Below are 17,790 nucleotides of genomic sequence, written 5' to 3'. Positions count from 1 at the left end.
TCAGGCAACCGGTGCGGGTGGTGGCTCGTCCGGCAATGTCGGCTCACCAGGTTCGGTAGGTTGTGGGTAATCCGGCTCGGGTTGGCCGGGGATGCCGCCCGCATAAGCAGGATCGGCCATCAGGGACCAGGCCAGAACGCCAATCTGATTGGGTTCAAGCCGGGCAAGTTCTGCGCTGATTCGCGGGTCGATCTTCATAAGGTACTCCTCAAGCGTGGCTCGGCGCGTTTTACACGTGCCGAGGCAGTACACCTAGATAGAGTCACTTTATGCAGACTAATTCCCTTTGCGCGTAGGAGCTTTCGATCAAGCGCGTGGGAGGGTGACGCCGCGCTGGCCCTGATACTTGCCCGCACGGTCTTTGTAGGACACTTCACAGGCTTCATCGGACTGCAGGAACAGCATCTGTGCCACGCCTTCGTTGGCGTAGATTTTCGCCGGCAGCGTGGTGGTGTTGGAGAATTCCAGGGTCACGTGGCCCTCCCACTCGGGTTCAAGCGGAGTCACGTTGACGATGATGCCGCAACGCGCATAAGTGCTTTTACCCAGGCAGATGGTCAGCACGTCGCGGGGAATACGGAAGAATTCCACGGTGCGCGCCAGGGCGAAGGAGTTCGGCGGAATGATGCACACGTCGCTCTTGACGTCCACGAAGCTCTTTTCGTCGAAGTTCTTTGGATCGACGATCGCTGAATTGATGTTGGTGAACACCTTGAACTCATCGGCGCAGCGCACATCGTAGCCGTAGCTGGAAACGCCGTAGGAAATCACCGGTGCATCGCCTTGGCCGCGGATCTGGCGCTCGACGAACGGTTCGATCATGCCGTGTTCCTGCGCCATGCGGCGAATCCACTTGTCCGATTTGATGCTCATGGCGTGTGTCCTGAATAGCGAGGTGGAAAAATTCTGTGGGGCATCTTACCGGGGCCGGCGTTGGGGTTCAAAGGCCGCGGGCCTTTTCTTGACGAATGCGCCGCCTGCCATAAGCCGCAGCTAGCGGGGCCGGGATATGTATGGGCATGCCAGTGAGCAGAAATACCACCGCCAGTCACGAATTTGGAGAAACCTTCGGAAATATCATTGGCACGTCCCGGAAAAAGGGTTAAGGTGGCGCCACTGTGCTGCTTGTGTCACTGAGAATCTCTACACGATATGTTGAATTTCGATCCAACCATCTCCAAGAATTTTTCCTGCTCTTTGCACTCAGTCTCGGCCAGGGCTTTTCCTGAGTCGCAGTTAACTTTGTCCAAGGAGATACACCATGTCTAATCGCCAAACTGGTACCGTTAAGTGGTTCAACGATGAAAAAGGCTTCGGCTTCATCACTCCACAATCCGGTGACGACCTGTTCGTTCACTTCAAAGCTATCCAATCCGACGGCTTCAAAAGCCTGAAAGAAGGCCAACAGGTTTCTTTCATCGCTACCCGCGGTCAGAAAGGCATGCAAGCTGAAGAAGTTCAAGTTATCTAACTTGTACTGACTTAGTCGAAAAGACCCCGCCCTTAAAAGCGGGGTTTTTTTATGCCTGTCATTCGGTGCTGCTTGCGATGTAATGGCCGAGCACAAAAAAATGTGGGAGCGGGCTTGCTCGCGAAGGCGGTGCGTCAGTTACAGATGTACTGACTGATCCATCGCCTTCGCGAGCAAGCCCGCTCCCACATTGGGTCCTGCGTCGTCTATTGAAACAACGACTCACTCGACAAGCCATTCTTCTCGAGGATCTCACGCAGACGCTTGAGCCCCTCCACCTGGATCTGCCGCACCCGCTCACGGGTCAGGCCGATCTCCAGGCCTACGTCTTCCAGGGTGCTGCTCTCATGGCCGCGCAGGCCGAAGCGGCGAATCACCACCTCACGCTGCTTGTCCGTGAGTTCCGACAGCCACTGGTCAATGCTTTGGGAAAGATCATCGTCCTGCAACAGCTCGCAAGGATCGGTAGGACGATCATCCGTCAGGGTGTCCAGCAGGGTTTTATCCGAATCCGGACCCAGCGAGACATCGACCGAAGACACCCGCTCATTGAGACCCAGCATGCGCTTGACCTCCCCTACCGGTTTTTCCAGCAGGTTGGCGATTTCTTCGGGCGAAGGTTCATGATCGAGTTTTTGGGTAAGCTCACGTGCCGCCCGCAGGTAGACGTTGAGCTCCTTGACCACATGGATCGGCAACCGGATCGTGCGGGTCTGATTCATGATCGCCCGTTCGATGGTCTGGCGAATCCACCAGGTGGCATAGGTTGAAAAGCGGAAGCCCCGCTCAGGGTCGAACTTCTCCACCGCCCGGATCAAGCCCAGGTTGCCTTCCTCGATCAAGTCCAACAGGGACAGCCCACGATTGACATAGCGTCGGGCGATTTTCACCACCAGGCGCAGGTTGCTTTCAATCATGCGCTTGCGCCCAGCCGGATCGCCCTTTTGCGACAAGCGCGCAAAATGGACTTCTTCTTCGGGGGTAAGCAGAGGGGAAAAACCGATTTCATTGAGGTACAGCTGGGTCGCATCGAGCGCCCGCGTGTAGTCAATGTACTTGTGTTGCTTTAATGCGGTGGCGTTCTTGGATTTGGTGCGAACTGAAGGTACAGCTGGTCCCTCATTCGACATCGATTCCGTATCGATACCGGCCTCCATAAGGAGAACCTCATCGTCGATGTCAAACTCCGGCGCTTCTTTACTGAGAGCCATTGTTATAGTCCTTTGGTGAGTTCGACCTCAAGCTCAAGCGGCGCCTTTATCCTTGGCAACGCTGGAGCCTGTTCCTTCTACGTGAGGGAACAGGCTGTGCAACACATCAACGACGGGGTAGGAATTGCAGAGGATCTACAGGCTTCCCTTGGCGGCGAATCTCAAAGTGCAGTTTCACCCGGTCTGTACCAGTTGACCCCATTTCAGCAATTGTCTGTCCGACCTTGACCTGCTGCCCCTCCCGAACCAACAGCCTACGGTTGTGGCCGTAAGCACTGACGTAGGTATCACTGTGTTTGATGATGACCAGCTCGCCGTAGCCCCGTAAACCACTCCCGGCGTACACCACTGTCCCATCAGACGCAGCTAAAACAGGCTGTCCCAAATCCCCGGCGATATCAATGCCTTTATTCAAACTACCGTTTGAAGAGAATTTTCCAATCAACACGCCGTTCGAGGGCCATCCCCAACCGGTCGGCGCAGGCCCGGCAGGCGGCAACGGCGCGGGTGCCGGCTTGGCCGCAGACGCCGGTTTGGCGGTACCTGCAGGCCTAGTGATAATGGTGGTTTTGCTCGAAGACGACGGCGAAGATCCGGTGTTTGTCACAACTGTCGTAGGGGTCGAACCGGTGCGGCCGTCGAAACGAATCGTCTGACCCGGATGTATCGTGTAGGGCACGGGAATATTGTTACGAGCTGCAAGCGCCTTGTAATCCCAGCCATAACGGAAGGCGATCGAGAACATCGTATCGCCCTTGCGCACCACGTATTGCCCGGTGGTCACCGTCGGCTTTTGCGGTACCGCATTGTTACGGTCAACCACCCGTGCGCCGCTGCTTGGCGAGCTGGAGCACCCGACCAACACGGAACTGAAGACGAGGCCAAGCACCAGTCGATGAAAGCTTGTTTTACTCATACGCTGCGCAAGACCTGTGAGACTCACCCGCCGCTCCCTTTGTGGTGGCTGAATATGAACGCCTGTATCAGGCTTGAAATATGACGCAAGTATAACTGGGCATTGGCTTTTTACCGGCATACGACTGAAACGAAACATTCATCGTGTTTAATGCCGGCGCCCGATCATGTTGACTCGATAGACCCCGCCGTAAGACACATCCGCGCCAACAGAATTCACTGCCTGCGAACAAATGATCAGGCCAGCGGGCCATTGAGCAGCGGCACGAAGCGCACGGCGCCCAGTACGTGCCGGGAAAAGCCTTCTTCCTCACGGATAATGAGCATCAATTGTTGCACTTCACCGGAGCCCACCGGGATGACCAGACGCCCACCCGGAGCGAGTTGATCGAGCAACGCCTGGGGCACATCGGTGGCCACGGCGGTCACGATGATGCCGTTGTACGGCGCCAGCGCCGGCCAGCCTTCCCAGCCATCACCCCAGCGGAACACCACGTTGCGCAGGTTCAACTCCACCAGACGCTCCTTGGCACGGTCTTGCAGCACCTTGATGCGCTCGACCGAGAACACCCGCTCCACCAGTTGTGCCAGCACGGCGGTCTGATAGCCGGAGCCGGTGCCGATTTCCAGCACCTTGTCCAATGGACCCGCCGCCAGCAATAGCTCGCTCATGCGCGCCACCATGTAAGGCTGGGAGATGGTCTGGTTGTGGCCGATGGGCAGCGCCGTGTCTTCGTAGGCACGATGAGCCAGGGCTTCATCGACAAACAGGTGCCGAGGCGTGCGCCGGATCACTTCCAGCACCTGGGCGTTGGACAAGCCCTCTTCGTAAAGGCGCTGGATCAAGCGTTCGCGGGTACGCTGGGAGGTCATCCCGATACCCCGACGCAGCAAGTCGTCTTGTTCACGGCCCATCAGCGCAGCCCCTCCAGCCAGCCATCGAGACCACTGAAGGCATCGCTGAAGGTGCGATCGAACTGCAACGGAGTAATCGACACATAGCCTTGCATCACGGCATGAAAGTCCGTGCCTTCCCCGCCATCTTCGGCATCTCCCGCTGCAGCAATCCAATAACCTTCCTTGCCACGCGGGTCGACCACCTTCAACGGCGCCGCCGCACGGGCACGATGGCCCAGGCGTGTCAGCTGGATGCCGCGGATATGGTCGAGGGGCAAGTTGGGGATATTGACGTTGAGCACGGTGCGCGGAGGCAGGTTCAAGGAGCCATGGGCTTGCACCAGCTTGCGCGCAAAATACGCAGCAGTCGGCAAGTTATCCAGTTGGCGCGAAGCAAACGAAAAGGCGAACGCCGTACGCCCCAGGAAACGGCCTTCGAGAGCCGCCGCCACGGTGCCGGAATACAGCACGTCATCGCCCAGGTTGGCACCGAGGTTGATACCCGACACCACCAAGTCCGGCTCATGATCCAGCAGGCTGTTGATCGCCAGGTGGACGCAGTCGGTGGGGGTGCCGTTCACGCTGATAAAGCCATTGGCCAGGACGTGCGGGTGCAACGGACGGTCGAGCGTCAGCGAACTGCTGGCGCCGCTCTTGTCCTGGTCGGGGGCAACCACCACGCACTCGGCGTAATCTTCCAGCGCAGCATAGAGCGCGGCAAGACCGGGTGCGGTGGCACCGTCATCGTTTGATATCAGAATACGCATGGGTTGTCCGTCTGCCCCACCGGCACCAGATCCACAAGCTCGCGCACCAAGACAGTGGCGAAGCATCCGGCCGGCAGGACGAATTCCAATTGCAGAATGTCCAGCGAGGGATAATGCCACGTCAAACCGCCAATGGGCAGTCGCAGAATGCGACGTTCCTGGCTCATACCGGCATTCACCAGCCAATCGCGCAGGTCGGCTTCACCGGCGGCAACGGCCTGTTCAAGCTCAAAGGTTGCACCACTGGCCGGCGAATCGCCCTCACCCCACTGTGGCCCGGTCGGGTGCAGGTCCAGGATCGCCAGGCGTGGGTCGCTGCATTCGGCCTCCCCCGCCGGGAAAAAACTGCGGCTGTCGGTAAAGGCGAGCAAATCGCCGACCTGGGCACGCTGCCAAGATCCATCGGCCACACGCGACGCCAACACTTTGTTGAACAGGAAGCTGCGCGCCGTGGAGAGCAAACGCGAACGCACGTTGCGCTGCTCCGGCAACGCCCTGCGCGCGGCCCACTCACGGGCGTCCACCACGTTGCCGCCGTTGTGGCCAAAACGCTGGGCGCCGAAATAGTTGGGAATGCCGTGCTGTGCAATCAGTTGCAACCGCGCGTCGATGGCTGCGGTATCACCGGCCAACTGGGTCAGGCGCAAGGTGAAACCATTGGCTGAGTGTGCACCGCGCTGCAGCTTGCGCTTGTGGCGGGCGGTCTTGAGGATCTTGAGCGTGTCATTCTCCGCCGCGCTCATGTCCGGATCGGCCTTGCCGGGCAGCTGCACGCTGAACCATTGGCGGGTCAACGCCTGGCGGTCCTTGAGCCCGGCATAGCTGACGGTGCGCAACGGCACGCCAGCCGCTTTGGCAATCCGCCGCGCAGCTTCCTCGGTGTTGAGCCCGCGCTTCTCCACCCACAACCACAGGTGTTCACCCTCGCCGGTCAGCGGGATATCCAGCACCTCGTCGACCTGGAAGTCTTCGGCCGTTGCCTTCAGCACCGCACGGCCCAAGGCCTCGCCATAGGCCCGTGGACCCAATAGTTGCAAGTCATTCATGCGCGCAGCAACAAGGCGACAGAGTGCACGGCAATGCCCTCTTCACGACCGGTGAAGCCGAGCTTTTCGGTAGTGGTGGCTTTCACGTTCACTTGGTCCAGTTCAATGTGCAGGTCGGCGGCAATCAGCGCGCGCATCGACTCGATATGGGGGGCCATCTTCGGCGCCTGGGCCACGATGGTGTTGTCGACGTTGCCGACCTTCCAGCCTTTGGCGTGGATCAGGCCGACCACATGACGCAGCAGTACGCGGCTATCCGCGCCCTTGAAGGTCGGGTCGGTGTCCGGAAAGTGCTTGCCGATATCGCCCAACGCCGCGGCACCGAGCAAGGCATCGCTCAAGGCGTGCAACACAACGTCGCCGTCGGAATGAGCCAGCAAACCCTGGTGATGTGCAATGCGCACACCGCCCAGGGTGATGAAATCGCCTTCAGCGAAACGGTGCACATCGTAGCCGTGGCCAATACGCATAAAAAAACGCCCCGATTTAATTCAGGGCGTGATTCTACCTACTTTTGCCTCACATTAACCGAGCAAAGCGCGGCCATGGTGTCGCAAATGGTCTTCGATGAAGCTGGCGATAAAGAAGTAGCTGTGGTCATAGCCAGGTTGCAGGCGCAGCTCCAGCGGATGGTTGGCCGCCTTGGCCGCTTGCTGCAGGGCTTCAGGCTTGAGTTGCACGGCGAGAAAATCGTCGCGATCGCCCTGGTCCACCAGCAGCGGCAGCTTTTCCGAGGCTTCGCTGATCAGCACGCAGGCGTCCCACTCACGCCACTTCGAACGCTCTTCGCCCAAATAACGCGAGAAGGCTTTCTGACCCCACGGGCAATCCATCGGGTTGTTGATCGGCGAAAAGGCCGACACCGACAGGTAACGTCCTGGGTTGCGCAATGCGCACACCAGCGCCCCGTGGCCGCCCATGGAGTGGCCACTGATGCCGCGTTTGTCCGAAGCCGGAAAATGCGCTTCAACCAATGCAGGCAATTCCTGCACCACGTAGTCATGCATCCGATAGTGCTTGGCCCACGGCTCCTGTGTGGCATTCAGATAGAAGCCGGCACCGAGGCCGAAATCCCAAGCATTATCCGGATCGCCCGGCACACCCGGCCCACGCGGGCTGGTGTCCGGCGCAACGATGATCAACCCCAGTTCGGCAGCCATGCGCTGGGCGCCGGCCTTCTGCATGAAGTTCTCATCGGTGCAGGTGAGACCGGACAGCCAGTACAGCACCGGCAACTTGCTGCCCTGCTCCGCTTGCGGCGGCAGGTAGACGGCGAACGTCATGTCGCAACCGAGCACATCGGAATGATGCTTGTAGCGTTTGTGCCAGCCGCCGAAGCTTTTCTGGCACGACAGGTTTTCCAGACTCATGGCCGACCTCAGAAGTGGATGACGGTACGAATGCTCTTGCCTTCATGCATCAGGTCAAACGCTTTGTTGATGTCTTCCAGGCCCATGGTGTGGGTGATGAAGGTGTCCAGCGGGATCTCGCCGGTCTGGGCCATTTCCACGTAGCTCGGCAGTTCGCTGCGGCCGCGCACGCCGCCGAATGCCGAACCGCGCCAGACGCGACCGGTCACCAGCTGGAAGGGACGGGTGGCGATTTCCTGGCCTGCACCGGCCACGCCAATGATCACCGACTCGCCCCAGCCTTTATGGCAGCACTCAAGGGCGGCGCGCATCAGTTGCACGTTGCCGATGCATTCGAAGGAGAAGTCCACGCCGCCGTCGGTGAGGTCGACGATCACGTCCTGGATTGGGCGATCGTAGTCTTTCGGGTTGATGCAGTCGGTGGCGCCCAGTTGCTTGGCGATTTCGAACTTGGCTGGGTTGATGTCGATAGCAATGATGCGGCCAGCCTTGGCCTTGACCGCGCCGATCACCGCCGACAGGCCGATGCCGCCAAGGCCGAAGATCGCCACGGTGTCGCCCGGCTTGACCTTGGCGGTGTTGATCACCGCGCCGATACCGGTGGTGACGCCGCAGCCGAGCAGGCAGACTTTTTCCAGCGGCGCTTCTTTAGGAATCTTGGCCACGGAAATTTCCGGCAGCACGGTGTACTCGGAGAAGGTCGAGGTGCCCATGTAGTGGAAAATTGGCTGGCCTTTGTAGGAAAAACGCGTGGTGCCGTCCGGCATCAGGCCTTTGCCCTGCGTGGAGCGAATGGCCTGGCACAGGTTGGTCTTGCCCGACAGGCAGAATTTGCACTTGCCACATTCCGGGGTGTACAGCGGGATCACGTGATCGCCCACGGCCACCGACGTTACGCCCTCGCCAATCGCTTCAACCACCGCACCGCCTTCATGGCCGAGGATCGATGGGAAGATGCCTTCCGGGTCGGCGCCCGACAGGGTATACGCGTCGGTATGGCACACGCCGGAAGCGACCACGCGCAACAGCACTTCGCCAGCCTTGGGCATGGCGACATCCACTTCGACGATCTCAAGGGGCTTTTTGGCTTCGAAAGCTACGGCGGCGCGGGACTTGATCATCCGGGTTTCTCCAGGGAGTTGAAAACTGAGAAGGTGAGTGTAAAACATGGCTGACTGATGAATAATCCAGACAAAAGCAAAACTTTATTGCTGTACAGGGACAATCGACGTGCTTGAGAACCGCTGGGAAGGTATCGATGAGTTTGTCGCCGTGGCCGAATGCAGCCAATTCACGGCCGCGGCAGAGCGACTGGGAGTGTCGTCGTCTCACATCAGCCGGCAGGTGGCGCGCCTGGAAGAACGCCTGCAAACACGTTTGCTGTACCGCAGTACGCGCAAGGTGACCCTGACTGAAGCGGGCCAGACCTTCCTGCAACATTGCCAGCGCCTGCAGGACGGTCGCGAAGAAGCCTTGCGCGCGGTCGGCGACCTCACCAGCGAACCCAAGGGCATGTTGCGCATGACCTGCGCCGTGGCTTACGGCGAGCGCTTTATCGTGCCGCTGGTCACGCGGTTCATGGGGCTCTATCCGCAGTTGCGGGTGGATATCGAGCTGAGCAACCGCCAGCTGGACCTGGTACACGAGGGCCTCGACCTGGCGATCCGCCTGGGGCGTCTACAGGATTCGCGCATGGTCGCCAGCCGCCTCGCACCTCGGCGCATGTACTTGTGTGCATCACCGTCCTACCTCGCTCGGTACGGTCGGCCGCATAGCTTGTCGGAATTGAGCCGGCATAACTGCCTGATCGGCAGCTCGGATATCTGGCAACTGGCCCAGGACGGGCGGGAATTTTCCCAGCGCGTGCAGGGAAACTGGCGCTGCAACAGTGGGCAGGCTGTGTTGGATGCGGCGTTGCAGGGCGTGGGATTGTGCCAACTGCCGGACTATTACGTGCTGGAGCATCTGCACAGTGGCGCGTTGGTGTCGTTGCTGGAGGCGCATCAGCCGCCGAATACGGCGGTATGGGCGTTGTATCCGCAGCAGCGGCATTTGTCGCCGAAAGTTCGCAAGCTGGTGGATTTTTTGAAGGTAGGGTTGGCTGAAAAGCCGGAGTACAGCAGTTGATTACTCAGTGTTTGCACTGGCCTCTTCGCGAGCAAGCCCGCTCCCACACTTGGCCGCGTTTCCCCAGTGGTAACACGGTCAGAGGTGGGAGCGGGCTTGCTCGCGAAGGGGTCGACTCGATGTCACTGACTACCGCCGGTTCGCCCACCGCAACCGTAACCACTCCAAATCCTCCGGCCGGGTCACCTTGATATTGTCCGAGCGCCCTTCAATCAGGCGCGGAGCCTGGCCGGACCATTCCATGGCCGAAGCTTCATCGGTAATCACGGCATCGGCCACTAGGCTGTCAGCCAAAGCACGATGCAAAGCACCCAGGCGGAACATCTGCGGTGTATAAGCCTGCCAGATCAGGCTGCGATCGACGGTCTCGACCACACGACCGTGCTTGTCGACGCGCTTGAGCGTGTCGCGGGCCGGCACGGCCAGCAAGCCGCCCACCGGGTCATCCGCCAGATCAAACAGAAGTTTGTCGAGGTCTTCACGACTCAAATTGGGGCGCGCAGCATCGTGCACCAACACCCAATCGTCATCGCTGGCACCTAGGGCATTGAGCTGCAGCAACGCATTGAGCACCGACCCCGAACGCTCGTCGCCTCCGTCCGCACGCACAATGCGTGGGTCGTTGGCGCAAGGCAGGTTTGGCCAATAAGGATCATCTACAGCAAGACTGACCACCAACCCTTTAAGGTCTGGATGATCAAGAAAACAGCCAAGGCTGTGTTCGAGAATAGTGCGCCCGCCCAACTGCAAATATTGCTTGGGACGGTCCGCGGCCATACGGGCACCGACGCCCGCGGCAGGAATCACGGCCCAGAAGGCCGGCAAACTGTGATTCATTGGGCCAACTGGTAGAGGGTTTCGCCCTCCTTGACCATGCCCAGTTCATGACGGGCCCGCTCTTCAACGGTCTCCGTACCTTTTTTCAGCTCAAGCACTTCGGCATCGAGGACGCGGTTGCGCTCCAGCAAGATCTCGTTTTCGGCGTGCTGTGCAGCAATTTGCTCGGTCAGGTCTTTTACCTGCGCAAAGCTGCCATTACCCACCCATAGGCGGTACTGCAGGCCAGCCAGCAACAAGAGCAAGACGAGGAACAACCAATTGGGACTGCGCATCGAATATCGGGTATCCAGTGAAAAAAGACAGCCATTCAAAACTTTTGAAACAACTGATAGCACGAAGCCTGGAAGAACCAGGCTTGTGCTTGATAGCCATCAGATTAGCGTCGAAATACACACTGTCGTGAGTTTTCCGACGCAATCCGCCGACTTTTTAGCATGTTTTACCATCAAGTAGCGATCAGCCGCGAAACTCGCCGCGACCGTTGTACTTGGCCTTGCCTGCCAGTTGCTCTTCGATACGCAGCAATTGGTTGTACTTGGAAACACGGTCGGAACGGCACAGGGAACCGGTCTTGATCTGGCCCGCCGAGGTGCCCACGGCCAGGTCGGCAATGGTCGAATCTTCGGTTTCGCCGGAGCGGTGGGAGATCACGGCGGTGTAGCCCGCAGCCTTGGCCATCTGGATCGCTTCCAGGGTTTCGGTCAGGGTGCCGATCTGGTTGAACTTGATCAGGATCGAGTTGGCGATCTTTTTATCGATGCCTTCTTTCAGGATCTTGGTGTTGGTCACGAACAGGTCGTCGCCCACCAGTTGGATTTTCTCGCCGATCTTGTCGGTGAGGATTTTCCAGCCGTCCCAGTCGGACTCGTCCAGGCCGTCCTCGATCGAGATGATCGGGTAGCGCTGGGTCAGGCCCTTCAGGTATTCCGCAAAACCTTCGGAGTTGAACACCTGGCCTTCGCCGGACAGGTTGTATTTACCGTCCTCGTAGAATTCGCTGGCCGCGCAGTCCAGGGCCAGGGTCACGTCGGTGCCCAGCTTGTAGCCAGCGTTGGCCACGGCTTCGGAGATCACTTTCAGTGCATCTTCGTTGGACGCCAGGTTCGGTGCGAAACCACCTTCGTCACCCACGGCAGTGCTCAGGCCACGGGCCTTCAGTACGGCTTTGAGGTGATGGAAAATCTCGGTGCCCATGCGCAGGCCTTCGGAGAAGGACTTGGCACCCACCGGCTGCACCATGAATTCCTGGATGTCGACGTTGTTATCGGCGTGCTCGCCACCGTTGATGATGTTCATCATCGGCACCGGCATCGAGTACACACCCGGAGTACCGTTCAGGTTGGCAATGTGCGCGTACAGCGGCAGGTCCTGGTCCTGGGCAGCGGCCTTGGCAGCGGCCAGGGACACAGCGAGGATAGCGTTGGCGCCCAGGCTGCCTTTGTTTTCGGTGCCGTCGAGCTTGATCATCGCGTGGTCCAGGGCTTTCTGGTCCAGCGGGTCCTTGCCCAGCAGCAGGTCACGGATCGGGCCATTGATGTTGGCTACCGCCTTGAGTACACCCTTGCCCAGGTAACGGCTCTTGTCGCCATCACGCAGTTCCAGCGCTTCGCGCGAACCGGTAGAAGCACCGGACGGCGCGCAGGCGCTGCCGATGATGCCGTTATCGAGAAGCACGTCGGCTTCGACGGTGGGGTTGCCACGGGAGTCGAGAACTTCACGACCTTTGATGTCGACGATTTTTGCCATTGTTGTAAACACTCCAAAGTTGACGAAAACGACGCAGCTGAAGGGAATCTTTTGACCGACCGCAAGGGTGGAACAACGGGGCAGGCTTGCAGGCGACAAGGCTCAGGCCCGCAGGCCTGAGCGTAAAGCGTGGGAAAGTCTACCGGAGAAACGACGCTTACGCGGTCTCTACCGTCGGAAAACTCTTGACCAGTTCGTCCAACTGCTTGAGCTGGGCCAGGAATGGCTCCAGCTTGTCCAGGCGCAGGGCGCATGGGCCGTCGCATTTGGCGTTGTCCGGATCCGGGTGGGCTTCCAGGAACAGGCCTGCCAGAGACTGGCTGATGCCCGCCTTGGCCAGGTCCAGTACCTGGGCGCGACGCCCGCCAGCGGAGTCGGCGCGACCACCGGGCATCTGCAATGCGTGGGTCACGTCGAAGAACACCGGGTATTCGAACTGTTTCATGATGCCGAAACCGAGCATGTCCACCACGAGGTTGTTGTAGCCGAAGCTCGAACCCCGCTCGCAGAGGATCAACTGGTCGTTACCCGCTTCCACGCACTTGTTCAGGATGTGTTTCATCTCCTGGGGCGCGAGGAACTGGGCTTTCTTGATATTGATCACAGCGCCGGTCTTGGCCATCGCAACGACCAGATCGGTCTGGCGCGACAGGAAGGCCGGCAACTGGATGATGTCGCACACCTCGGCGACCACGGCAGCCTGTTCAGGCTCGTGGACGTCGGTGATGATTGGCACGCCGAAGGCTTGCTTGATGTCCTGGAAGATCCGCATGCCTTCTTCAAGGCCCGGGCCGCGATAGGAGGTCACGGACGAACGGTTGGCCTTATCGAAGCTGGCCTTGAATACGTAAGGGATACCGAGTTTCTCGGTGACCTTTACGTACTCTTCACAGACCTGCATCGCCATGTCGCGGCTTTCCAGCACGTTCATGCCGCCAAACAGCACCATGGGCTTGTCGTTGGCAATCTCGATGTCGCCTACGCGAATGATCTTCTGGGCCATCAGGGTTACGCCTTCTTCTGATGTTGCGTCAGTGCTGCTTTGACGAAACCGCTGAACAACGGGTGACCGTCGCGCGGCGTCGAGGTGAACTCAGGGTGGAACTGGCACGCCACGAACCACGGATGATCCGGCGCCTCAACCACTTCAACCAACGCGCCATCACCGGAGCGACCGGAGATTTTCAGGCCAGCCTCTTTGATCTGCGGCAACAGGTTGTTGTTCACTTCGTAGCGGTGACGGTGACGCTCGACGATCACGTCCTTGCCGTAGCAGTCGTGAACCAGCGAGCCCGGCTCCAGCAGGCAGTCTTGCGCGCCGAGGCGCATGGTGCCGCCCAGGTCGGAGGCTTCGGTACGGGTTTCGACCGCGCCGGTGGCATCTTCCCACTCGGTGATCAGGCCCACGACCGGGTGGCCGCTCTTGCTGTCGAACTCGGTGGAGTTGGCGTCTTTCCAACCCAGCACGTTTCGGGCGAACTCGATGACGGCCACTTGCATGCCCAGGCAGATACCCAGGTACGGCACCTTGTTCTCGCGAGCATATTGAACAGCCGTGATCTTGCCTTCCACGCCACGCAGGCCGAAACCGCCTGGCACGAGGATAGCGTCCACACCTTCGAGCAGCGCAGTGCCCTGGTTCTCGATGTCTTCAGAGTCGATATAGCGCAGGTTGACCTTGGTACGGTTGCTGATACCGGCGTGGCTCATCGCTTCGATCAGCGACTTGTAAGCGTCCAGCAGCTCCATGTACTTGCCGACCATGGCGATGGTGACTTCATGCTCAGGGTTGAGCTTGGCGTCGACCACGGCTTCCCACTCGGACAGGTCCGCGCCATTGCATTGCAGGCCGAAACGCTCGACCACAAAATCGTCCAGGCCTTGGGAGTGCAGGATGCCCGGGATTTTGTAGATGGTGTCGGCGTCTTCCAGCGCGATCACCGCACGTTCTTCAACGTTGGTGAATTGCGCGATCTTGCGACGCGAGGAAATGTCGATCGGGTGATCGGAGCGGCATACCAGCACGTCCGGCTGCAGGCCGATGGAACGCAGTTCCTTGACCGAGTGCTGGGTAGGCTTGGTTTTGGTTTCGCCGGCCGTGGCGATGTACGGCACCAACGTCAGGTGCATCAGCATCGCGCGCTTGGCGCCGACTTCGAAACGCAGCTGGCGGATGGCTTCGAGGAACGGTTGGGATTCGATGTCACCCACGGTGCCACCGATCTCGACCATCGCCACGTCGGCATCGCCTGCACCCTTGATGATGCGGCGCTTGATTTCGTCGGTAATGTGCGGGATCACCTGGATGGTTGCACCCAGGTAGTCACCACGGCGCTCCTTGCGCAGCACGTGCTCGTAGACACGGCCGGTGGTGAAGTTGTTGTTCTGGGTCATGGTCGTGCGGATGAACCGCTCGTAGTGGCCCAGGTCCAGGTCGGTCTCGGCGCCGTCGTGGGTGACGAACACTTCACCGTGCTGGAACGGGCTCATGGTGCCCGGGTCAACGTTGATGTACGGGTCCAGCTTGAGCATGGTGACCTTAAGTCCCCGCGCCTCCAGGATGGCCGCCAATGAAGCGGAGGCAATGCCTTTCCCCAATGAAGAAACAACACCGCCCGTGACGAATATGTAGCGCGTCATGAAAAACCCTAGAAGTCTGCGTTAAAGCGGTCCGAGCCGCCGGGGAAAGCGAAGGAAGGCCGAAGCCCCCGATCACCTGCATTAATCACAGTGCACCTTTCAAAAAAACCGCCGCGTTGTGACAGACCAGCAATGGAACACCGGTACGTTGATCGCTACACATTTTTTGGAATCGCCCAGCAAAGACTGCTTGGTAATCGGCAACTGCTGCGATTCAGTTGAATCCACAGAAGTTGTATCAAGAAGGGAGCGTAGTCTACCGGAAAGGCTCTATCAGCTCAAACCTTGATCGCAGGTCTGTGGCATCCAATGTAATTGCCGGTCATCCGTTGAGCTGGCCCATGCCCCCGCGACGGTTGGGACAGCCAGCAATTGCTCGCCCCGATAGACCAGCGGCAATCTGCCACGGACGAAGCCCGGCAAACCACTTTCATTCAGCAGGCGCTTCAGGTCGCGCCGGCCTCGACCTGGCACTTCGACGATTTCGCCCCCCTGGCGATAGCGGATCACCAATGGGCATTCGGGGACGTTGCCGATAAATCTCAGCTGACCGTTGCCCGGTAACTCTAGTGGGTTTTGCGGATCGGGCCAGCGCACCGATGCGTCAGAAAACGCCGACCACGCTGAAGGTAACCACCAGATGCGCTCACCACAACGATGCAGTTGTCCGTCGGCCAGGTGCCACACGGGTTGTGCATCGCCTTTGGCATCACGCAGGGCATACCAACTGGCCCAGTGGTCGGTGTCAGGCATTCGAGTCAGCGGAGCCAACCAATGCCGCAAGGCATTGCACTGGCGGGCATCGGAAAGTTCTCGTAATGGCGCAAGCGCCAATGAAGGCAAAGGCAACCAGGCAAACGCTGAAGGCTGATCGGCAGCCCGCAGATCCATCTGCGCCAACTCGTCAAGCAGACCCTGTGCCTCGGCCAAGTGTTCGGCCGTGCGCGCCAGGCTGGAGACTGCCTGGGGCCAGCGTTGCGTCAGGGTCGGGAATACATGATGGCGCAGGTAATTGCGGGAAAAACGTGGATCGGCGTTGGAGGGATCTTCGATCCACTTCAATTGATGCTGGTGGGCGTAGGCCTCCAATTCACCACGGGAGGCATTCAACAATGGCCGTACCACATGCCCGCCCGACAATGGGCGATACCCAGGCATGGCCGCCAACCCTCGCACCCCTGCCCCGCGCAAGAGACGAAAGATCAGGGTTTCGGCCTGATCGTCGCGATGCTGGCCAGTCAACAATACGTGCCCTGCCCCGGTCACCTCGGCAAACGCCTGATAGCGTGCATCGCGGGCTGCCTGCTCAAGACTGGCGCCGGGTTGCACCTTCACGCGCATGACCCGCAAGGGCACGCCCAGGCTGTCGCAGACCGATTGGCAATGCGCGGGCCACGCATCGGCAGCAGCTTGCAGGCCATGGTGGATATGGACGGCACTGAGAACAGGCAGATTTTCAAGTTTGGCCAGCGAGGCCAGAAGGTGCAACAGGACGGTGGAGTCGAGACCGCCGGAGAATGCGATATGCCAGGCCGGCGCGTTACGCCAGGGGGCCAGGGTACGCAGGAGTGTGGCCGGCAGGGTTGGTTTCATCACACGTCACCGCTGCAAAGCTGGAATACGTTCGTCAGCATACACAAAACAAATGTGGGAGCCGGGCTTGCCCGCGATGCAGGCACCTCGGTCTATCAGTGATACCAAGGTGATGCTATCGCAGGCAAGCCAGCTCCCACACAAGCCGACTCCCACATTGGGTACAGCGTCGGCTTAGAGACCGTAGCTCATCAGACGCTCGTAACGACGAGCCAGCAGCGCTTCGTTATCCAGCTTCTTGAGCATCGCCAACTGCGAACCCAGTTCAGCGCGGATAGTCGCGGCAGCCGCAGCCGGGTCACGATGGGCACCGCCCAAAGGCTCGGCGATCACTTTGTCCACGATACCCAGGCCTTTGAGGCGATCGGCGGTGATGCCCATGGCTTCGGCAGCGTCCGGCGCTTTTTCGGCGGTTTTCCACAGGATCGAGGCGCAACCTTCCGGCGAAATCACCGCGTAGGTCGAGTATTGCAGCATGTTCAGCTGGTCGCAGACGCCGATGGCCAGAGCGCCGCCGGATCCCCCTTCACCAATCACGGTGGCGATGATCGGGGTTTTCAGGCGAGCCATGACGCGCAGGTTCCAGGCGATAGCCTCGCTCTGGTTGCGCTCTTCAGCGTCAATACCTGGGTAGGCACCCGGGGTGTCGATGAAGGTCAGGATCGGCATCTTGAAGCGCTCGGCCATTTCCATCAGGCGGCACGCCTTGCGGTAGCCTTCAGGACGCGGCATGCCGAAGTTGCGGCGGACCTTCTCGCGCACTTCACGGCCTTTCTGGTGACCGATCACCATCACCGGCTGATCGTCCAGGCGAGCGATACCGCCCACGATGGCCGCGTCGTCGGAGAAGTGGCGGTCGCCGTGCAACTCGTCGAACTCGGTGAATATGTGCTGAATATAGTCCAGCGTGTACGGACGGCGCGGGTGGCGGGCCAGGCGCGCGATCTGCCAACTGGTCAGCTTGCCGAAGATGTCTTCGGTGAGCGAGCTGCTCTTGTCTTGCAGGCGAGCGATCTCATCGCCGATATTCAGCGAATTGTCATTGCCGACCAGGCGCAGCTCTTCGATCTTGGCTTGCAGGTCAGCGATCGGCTGTTCGAAATCAAGAAAATTCGGGTTCATAAGCGTCCGTCTTGGGTCGACGGCCAGGGAGTGCCTGGCCAGCCG

At 59.6% G+C, this 17,790-nt stretch carries 19 protein-coding genes; 2 read left to right on the top strand and 17 right to left on the bottom strand.

The features are described from left to right. Positions 1 to 198 carry a hypothetical protein gene (locus AB4N92_RS18620; RefSeq protein WP_010212420.1) on the bottom strand — a complete coding sequence of 66 codons (198 nt, stop codon included), beginning with the start codon at positions 196 to 198 and terminating at the stop codon, positions 1 to 3. A gap of 108 nt (positions 199 to 306) precedes the next feature. Further along, the gene (dcd, locus tag AB4N92_RS18615) at positions 307 to 873 is read right to left on the bottom strand and encodes a dCTP deaminase (protein WP_010212421.1); all 567 of its coding nucleotides are present in this window, start codon (positions 871 to 873) and stop codon (positions 307 to 309) included. Between the two features lie 388 nt (positions 874 to 1,261). Between dcd and AB4N92_RS18610 the strand changes: the two genes are divergently transcribed. After that, a complete protein-coding gene (locus AB4N92_RS18610; protein ID WP_002554837.1) occupies positions 1,262 to 1,471 on the top strand; it encodes a cold-shock protein in 210 nt (69 codons plus the stop codon). A gap of 206 nt (positions 1,472 to 1,677) precedes the next feature. Here the strand turns inward: AB4N92_RS18610 and rpoS are convergent, their stop codons facing one another. From rpoS to AB4N92_RS18570, 8 genes are all read right to left on the bottom strand, one after another. Next, positions 1,678 to 2,682, bottom strand: coding sequence for an RNA polymerase sigma factor RpoS (rpoS, locus tag AB4N92_RS18605; protein WP_042570670.1), 1,005 nt, complete (start codon positions 2,680 to 2,682; stop codon positions 1,678 to 1,680). Positions 2,683 to 2,788: 106 nt separating this feature from the next. After that, positions 2,789 to 3,625 (bottom strand): peptidoglycan DD-metalloendopeptidase family protein, encoded by an 837-nt coding sequence (locus AB4N92_RS18600; protein ID WP_021492420.1) that lies wholly within the window; start codon positions 3,623 to 3,625, stop codon positions 2,789 to 2,791. A gap of 209 nt (positions 3,626 to 3,834) precedes the next feature. Then, a complete protein-coding gene (locus tag AB4N92_RS18595) occupies positions 3,835 to 4,470 on the bottom strand; it encodes a protein-L-isoaspartate(D-aspartate) O-methyltransferase (RefSeq protein WP_010212427.1) in 636 nt (211 codons plus the stop codon). Between the two features lie 41 nt (positions 4,471 to 4,511). Continuing rightward, positions 4,512 to 5,261: a 5'/3'-nucleotidase SurE gene (surE, locus tag AB4N92_RS18590; protein WP_010212428.1), complete on the bottom strand. Its 750-nt coding sequence runs from the start codon at positions 5,259 to 5,261 to the stop codon at positions 4,512 to 4,514. Beyond that, positions 5,249 to 6,307, bottom strand: coding sequence for a tRNA pseudouridine(13) synthase TruD (truD, locus tag AB4N92_RS18585; protein WP_021492422.1), 1,059 nt, complete (start codon positions 6,305 to 6,307; stop codon positions 5,249 to 5,251). The genes surE and truD overlap by 13 nt, the downstream gene beginning before the upstream one ends. Beyond that, complete coding sequence (gene ispF / locus AB4N92_RS18580; RefSeq protein WP_010212431.1) at positions 6,304 to 6,777, bottom strand: 2-C-methyl-D-erythritol 2,4-cyclodiphosphate synthase; 474 nt, start codon at positions 6,775 to 6,777, stop codon at positions 6,304 to 6,306. The genes truD and ispF overlap by 4 nt, the downstream gene beginning before the upstream one ends. A 54-nt stretch (positions 6,778 to 6,831) precedes the next feature. Further along, positions 6,832 to 7,677, bottom strand: coding sequence for an S-formylglutathione hydrolase (gene fghA / locus AB4N92_RS18575; protein WP_010212433.1), 846 nt, complete (start codon positions 7,675 to 7,677; stop codon positions 6,832 to 6,834). Between the two features lie 8 nt (positions 7,678 to 7,685). Then, complete coding sequence (locus AB4N92_RS18570; protein ID WP_010212435.1) at positions 7,686 to 8,798, bottom strand: S-(hydroxymethyl)glutathione dehydrogenase/class III alcohol dehydrogenase; 1,113 nt, start codon at positions 8,796 to 8,798, stop codon at positions 7,686 to 7,688. A 109-nt stretch (positions 8,799 to 8,907) separates the two neighbouring features. On the opposite strand from AB4N92_RS18570, the gene AB4N92_RS18565 reads away from it, so the two are divergent. Beyond that, on the top strand, positions 8,908 to 9,804 hold the full coding sequence (locus tag AB4N92_RS18565; RefSeq protein WP_069672342.1) for a LysR substrate-binding domain-containing protein: 897 nt from the start codon (positions 8,908 to 8,910) through the stop codon (positions 9,802 to 9,804). 129 nt (positions 9,805 to 9,933) lie between these two features. Here the strand turns inward: AB4N92_RS18565 and ispD are convergent, their stop codons facing one another. The 7 genes from ispD to AB4N92_RS18530 form a co-directional block, all read right to left on the bottom strand. Further along, positions 9,934 to 10,641 carry a 2-C-methyl-D-erythritol 4-phosphate cytidylyltransferase gene (ispD, locus tag AB4N92_RS18560; protein WP_137206100.1) on the bottom strand — a complete coding sequence of 236 codons (708 nt, stop codon included), beginning with the start codon at positions 10,639 to 10,641 and terminating at the stop codon, positions 9,934 to 9,936. After that, positions 10,638 to 10,916, bottom strand: coding sequence for a cell division protein FtsB (ftsB, locus tag AB4N92_RS18555; RefSeq protein WP_003231201.1), 279 nt, complete (start codon positions 10,914 to 10,916; stop codon positions 10,638 to 10,640). The genes ispD and ftsB overlap by 4 nt, the downstream gene beginning before the upstream one ends. 184 nt (positions 10,917 to 11,100) lie before the next feature. Beyond that, positions 11,101 to 12,390 (bottom strand): phosphopyruvate hydratase, encoded by a 1,290-nt coding sequence (gene eno, locus AB4N92_RS18550; RefSeq protein ID WP_003189193.1) that lies wholly within the window; start codon positions 12,388 to 12,390, stop codon positions 11,101 to 11,103. A gap of 157 nt (positions 12,391 to 12,547) precedes the next feature. Beyond that, positions 12,548 to 13,393, bottom strand: coding sequence for a 3-deoxy-8-phosphooctulonate synthase (gene kdsA, locus AB4N92_RS18545; RefSeq protein WP_010212442.1), 846 nt, complete (start codon positions 13,391 to 13,393; stop codon positions 12,548 to 12,550). Positions 13,394 to 13,398: 5 nt separating this feature from the next. Then, positions 13,399 to 15,030 carry a CTP synthase gene (locus tag AB4N92_RS18540; RefSeq protein WP_010212443.1) on the bottom strand — a complete coding sequence of 544 codons (1,632 nt, stop codon included), beginning with the start codon at positions 15,028 to 15,030 and terminating at the stop codon, positions 13,399 to 13,401. A gap of 273 nt (positions 15,031 to 15,303) precedes the next feature. Then, positions 15,304 to 16,623, bottom strand: a complete 1,320-nt coding sequence (gene tilS, locus AB4N92_RS18535; RefSeq protein WP_236266963.1) for a tRNA lysidine(34) synthetase TilS — start codon at positions 16,621 to 16,623, stop codon at positions 15,304 to 15,306. Between the two features lie 174 nt (positions 16,624 to 16,797). Next, entirely contained in the window at positions 16,798 to 17,745 is a 948-nt protein-coding gene (locus AB4N92_RS18530) for an acetyl-CoA carboxylase carboxyltransferase subunit alpha (RefSeq protein WP_010212445.1), read from the bottom strand. Positions 17,746 to 17,790 lie beyond the last annotated feature (45 nt).

It is taken from the genome of Pseudomonas sp. S3_A09 (assembly GCF_054668065.1).
Note: the sequence above shows the minus strand (reverse complement) of the source record. Positions and strands in the feature narration are given on the sequence as shown.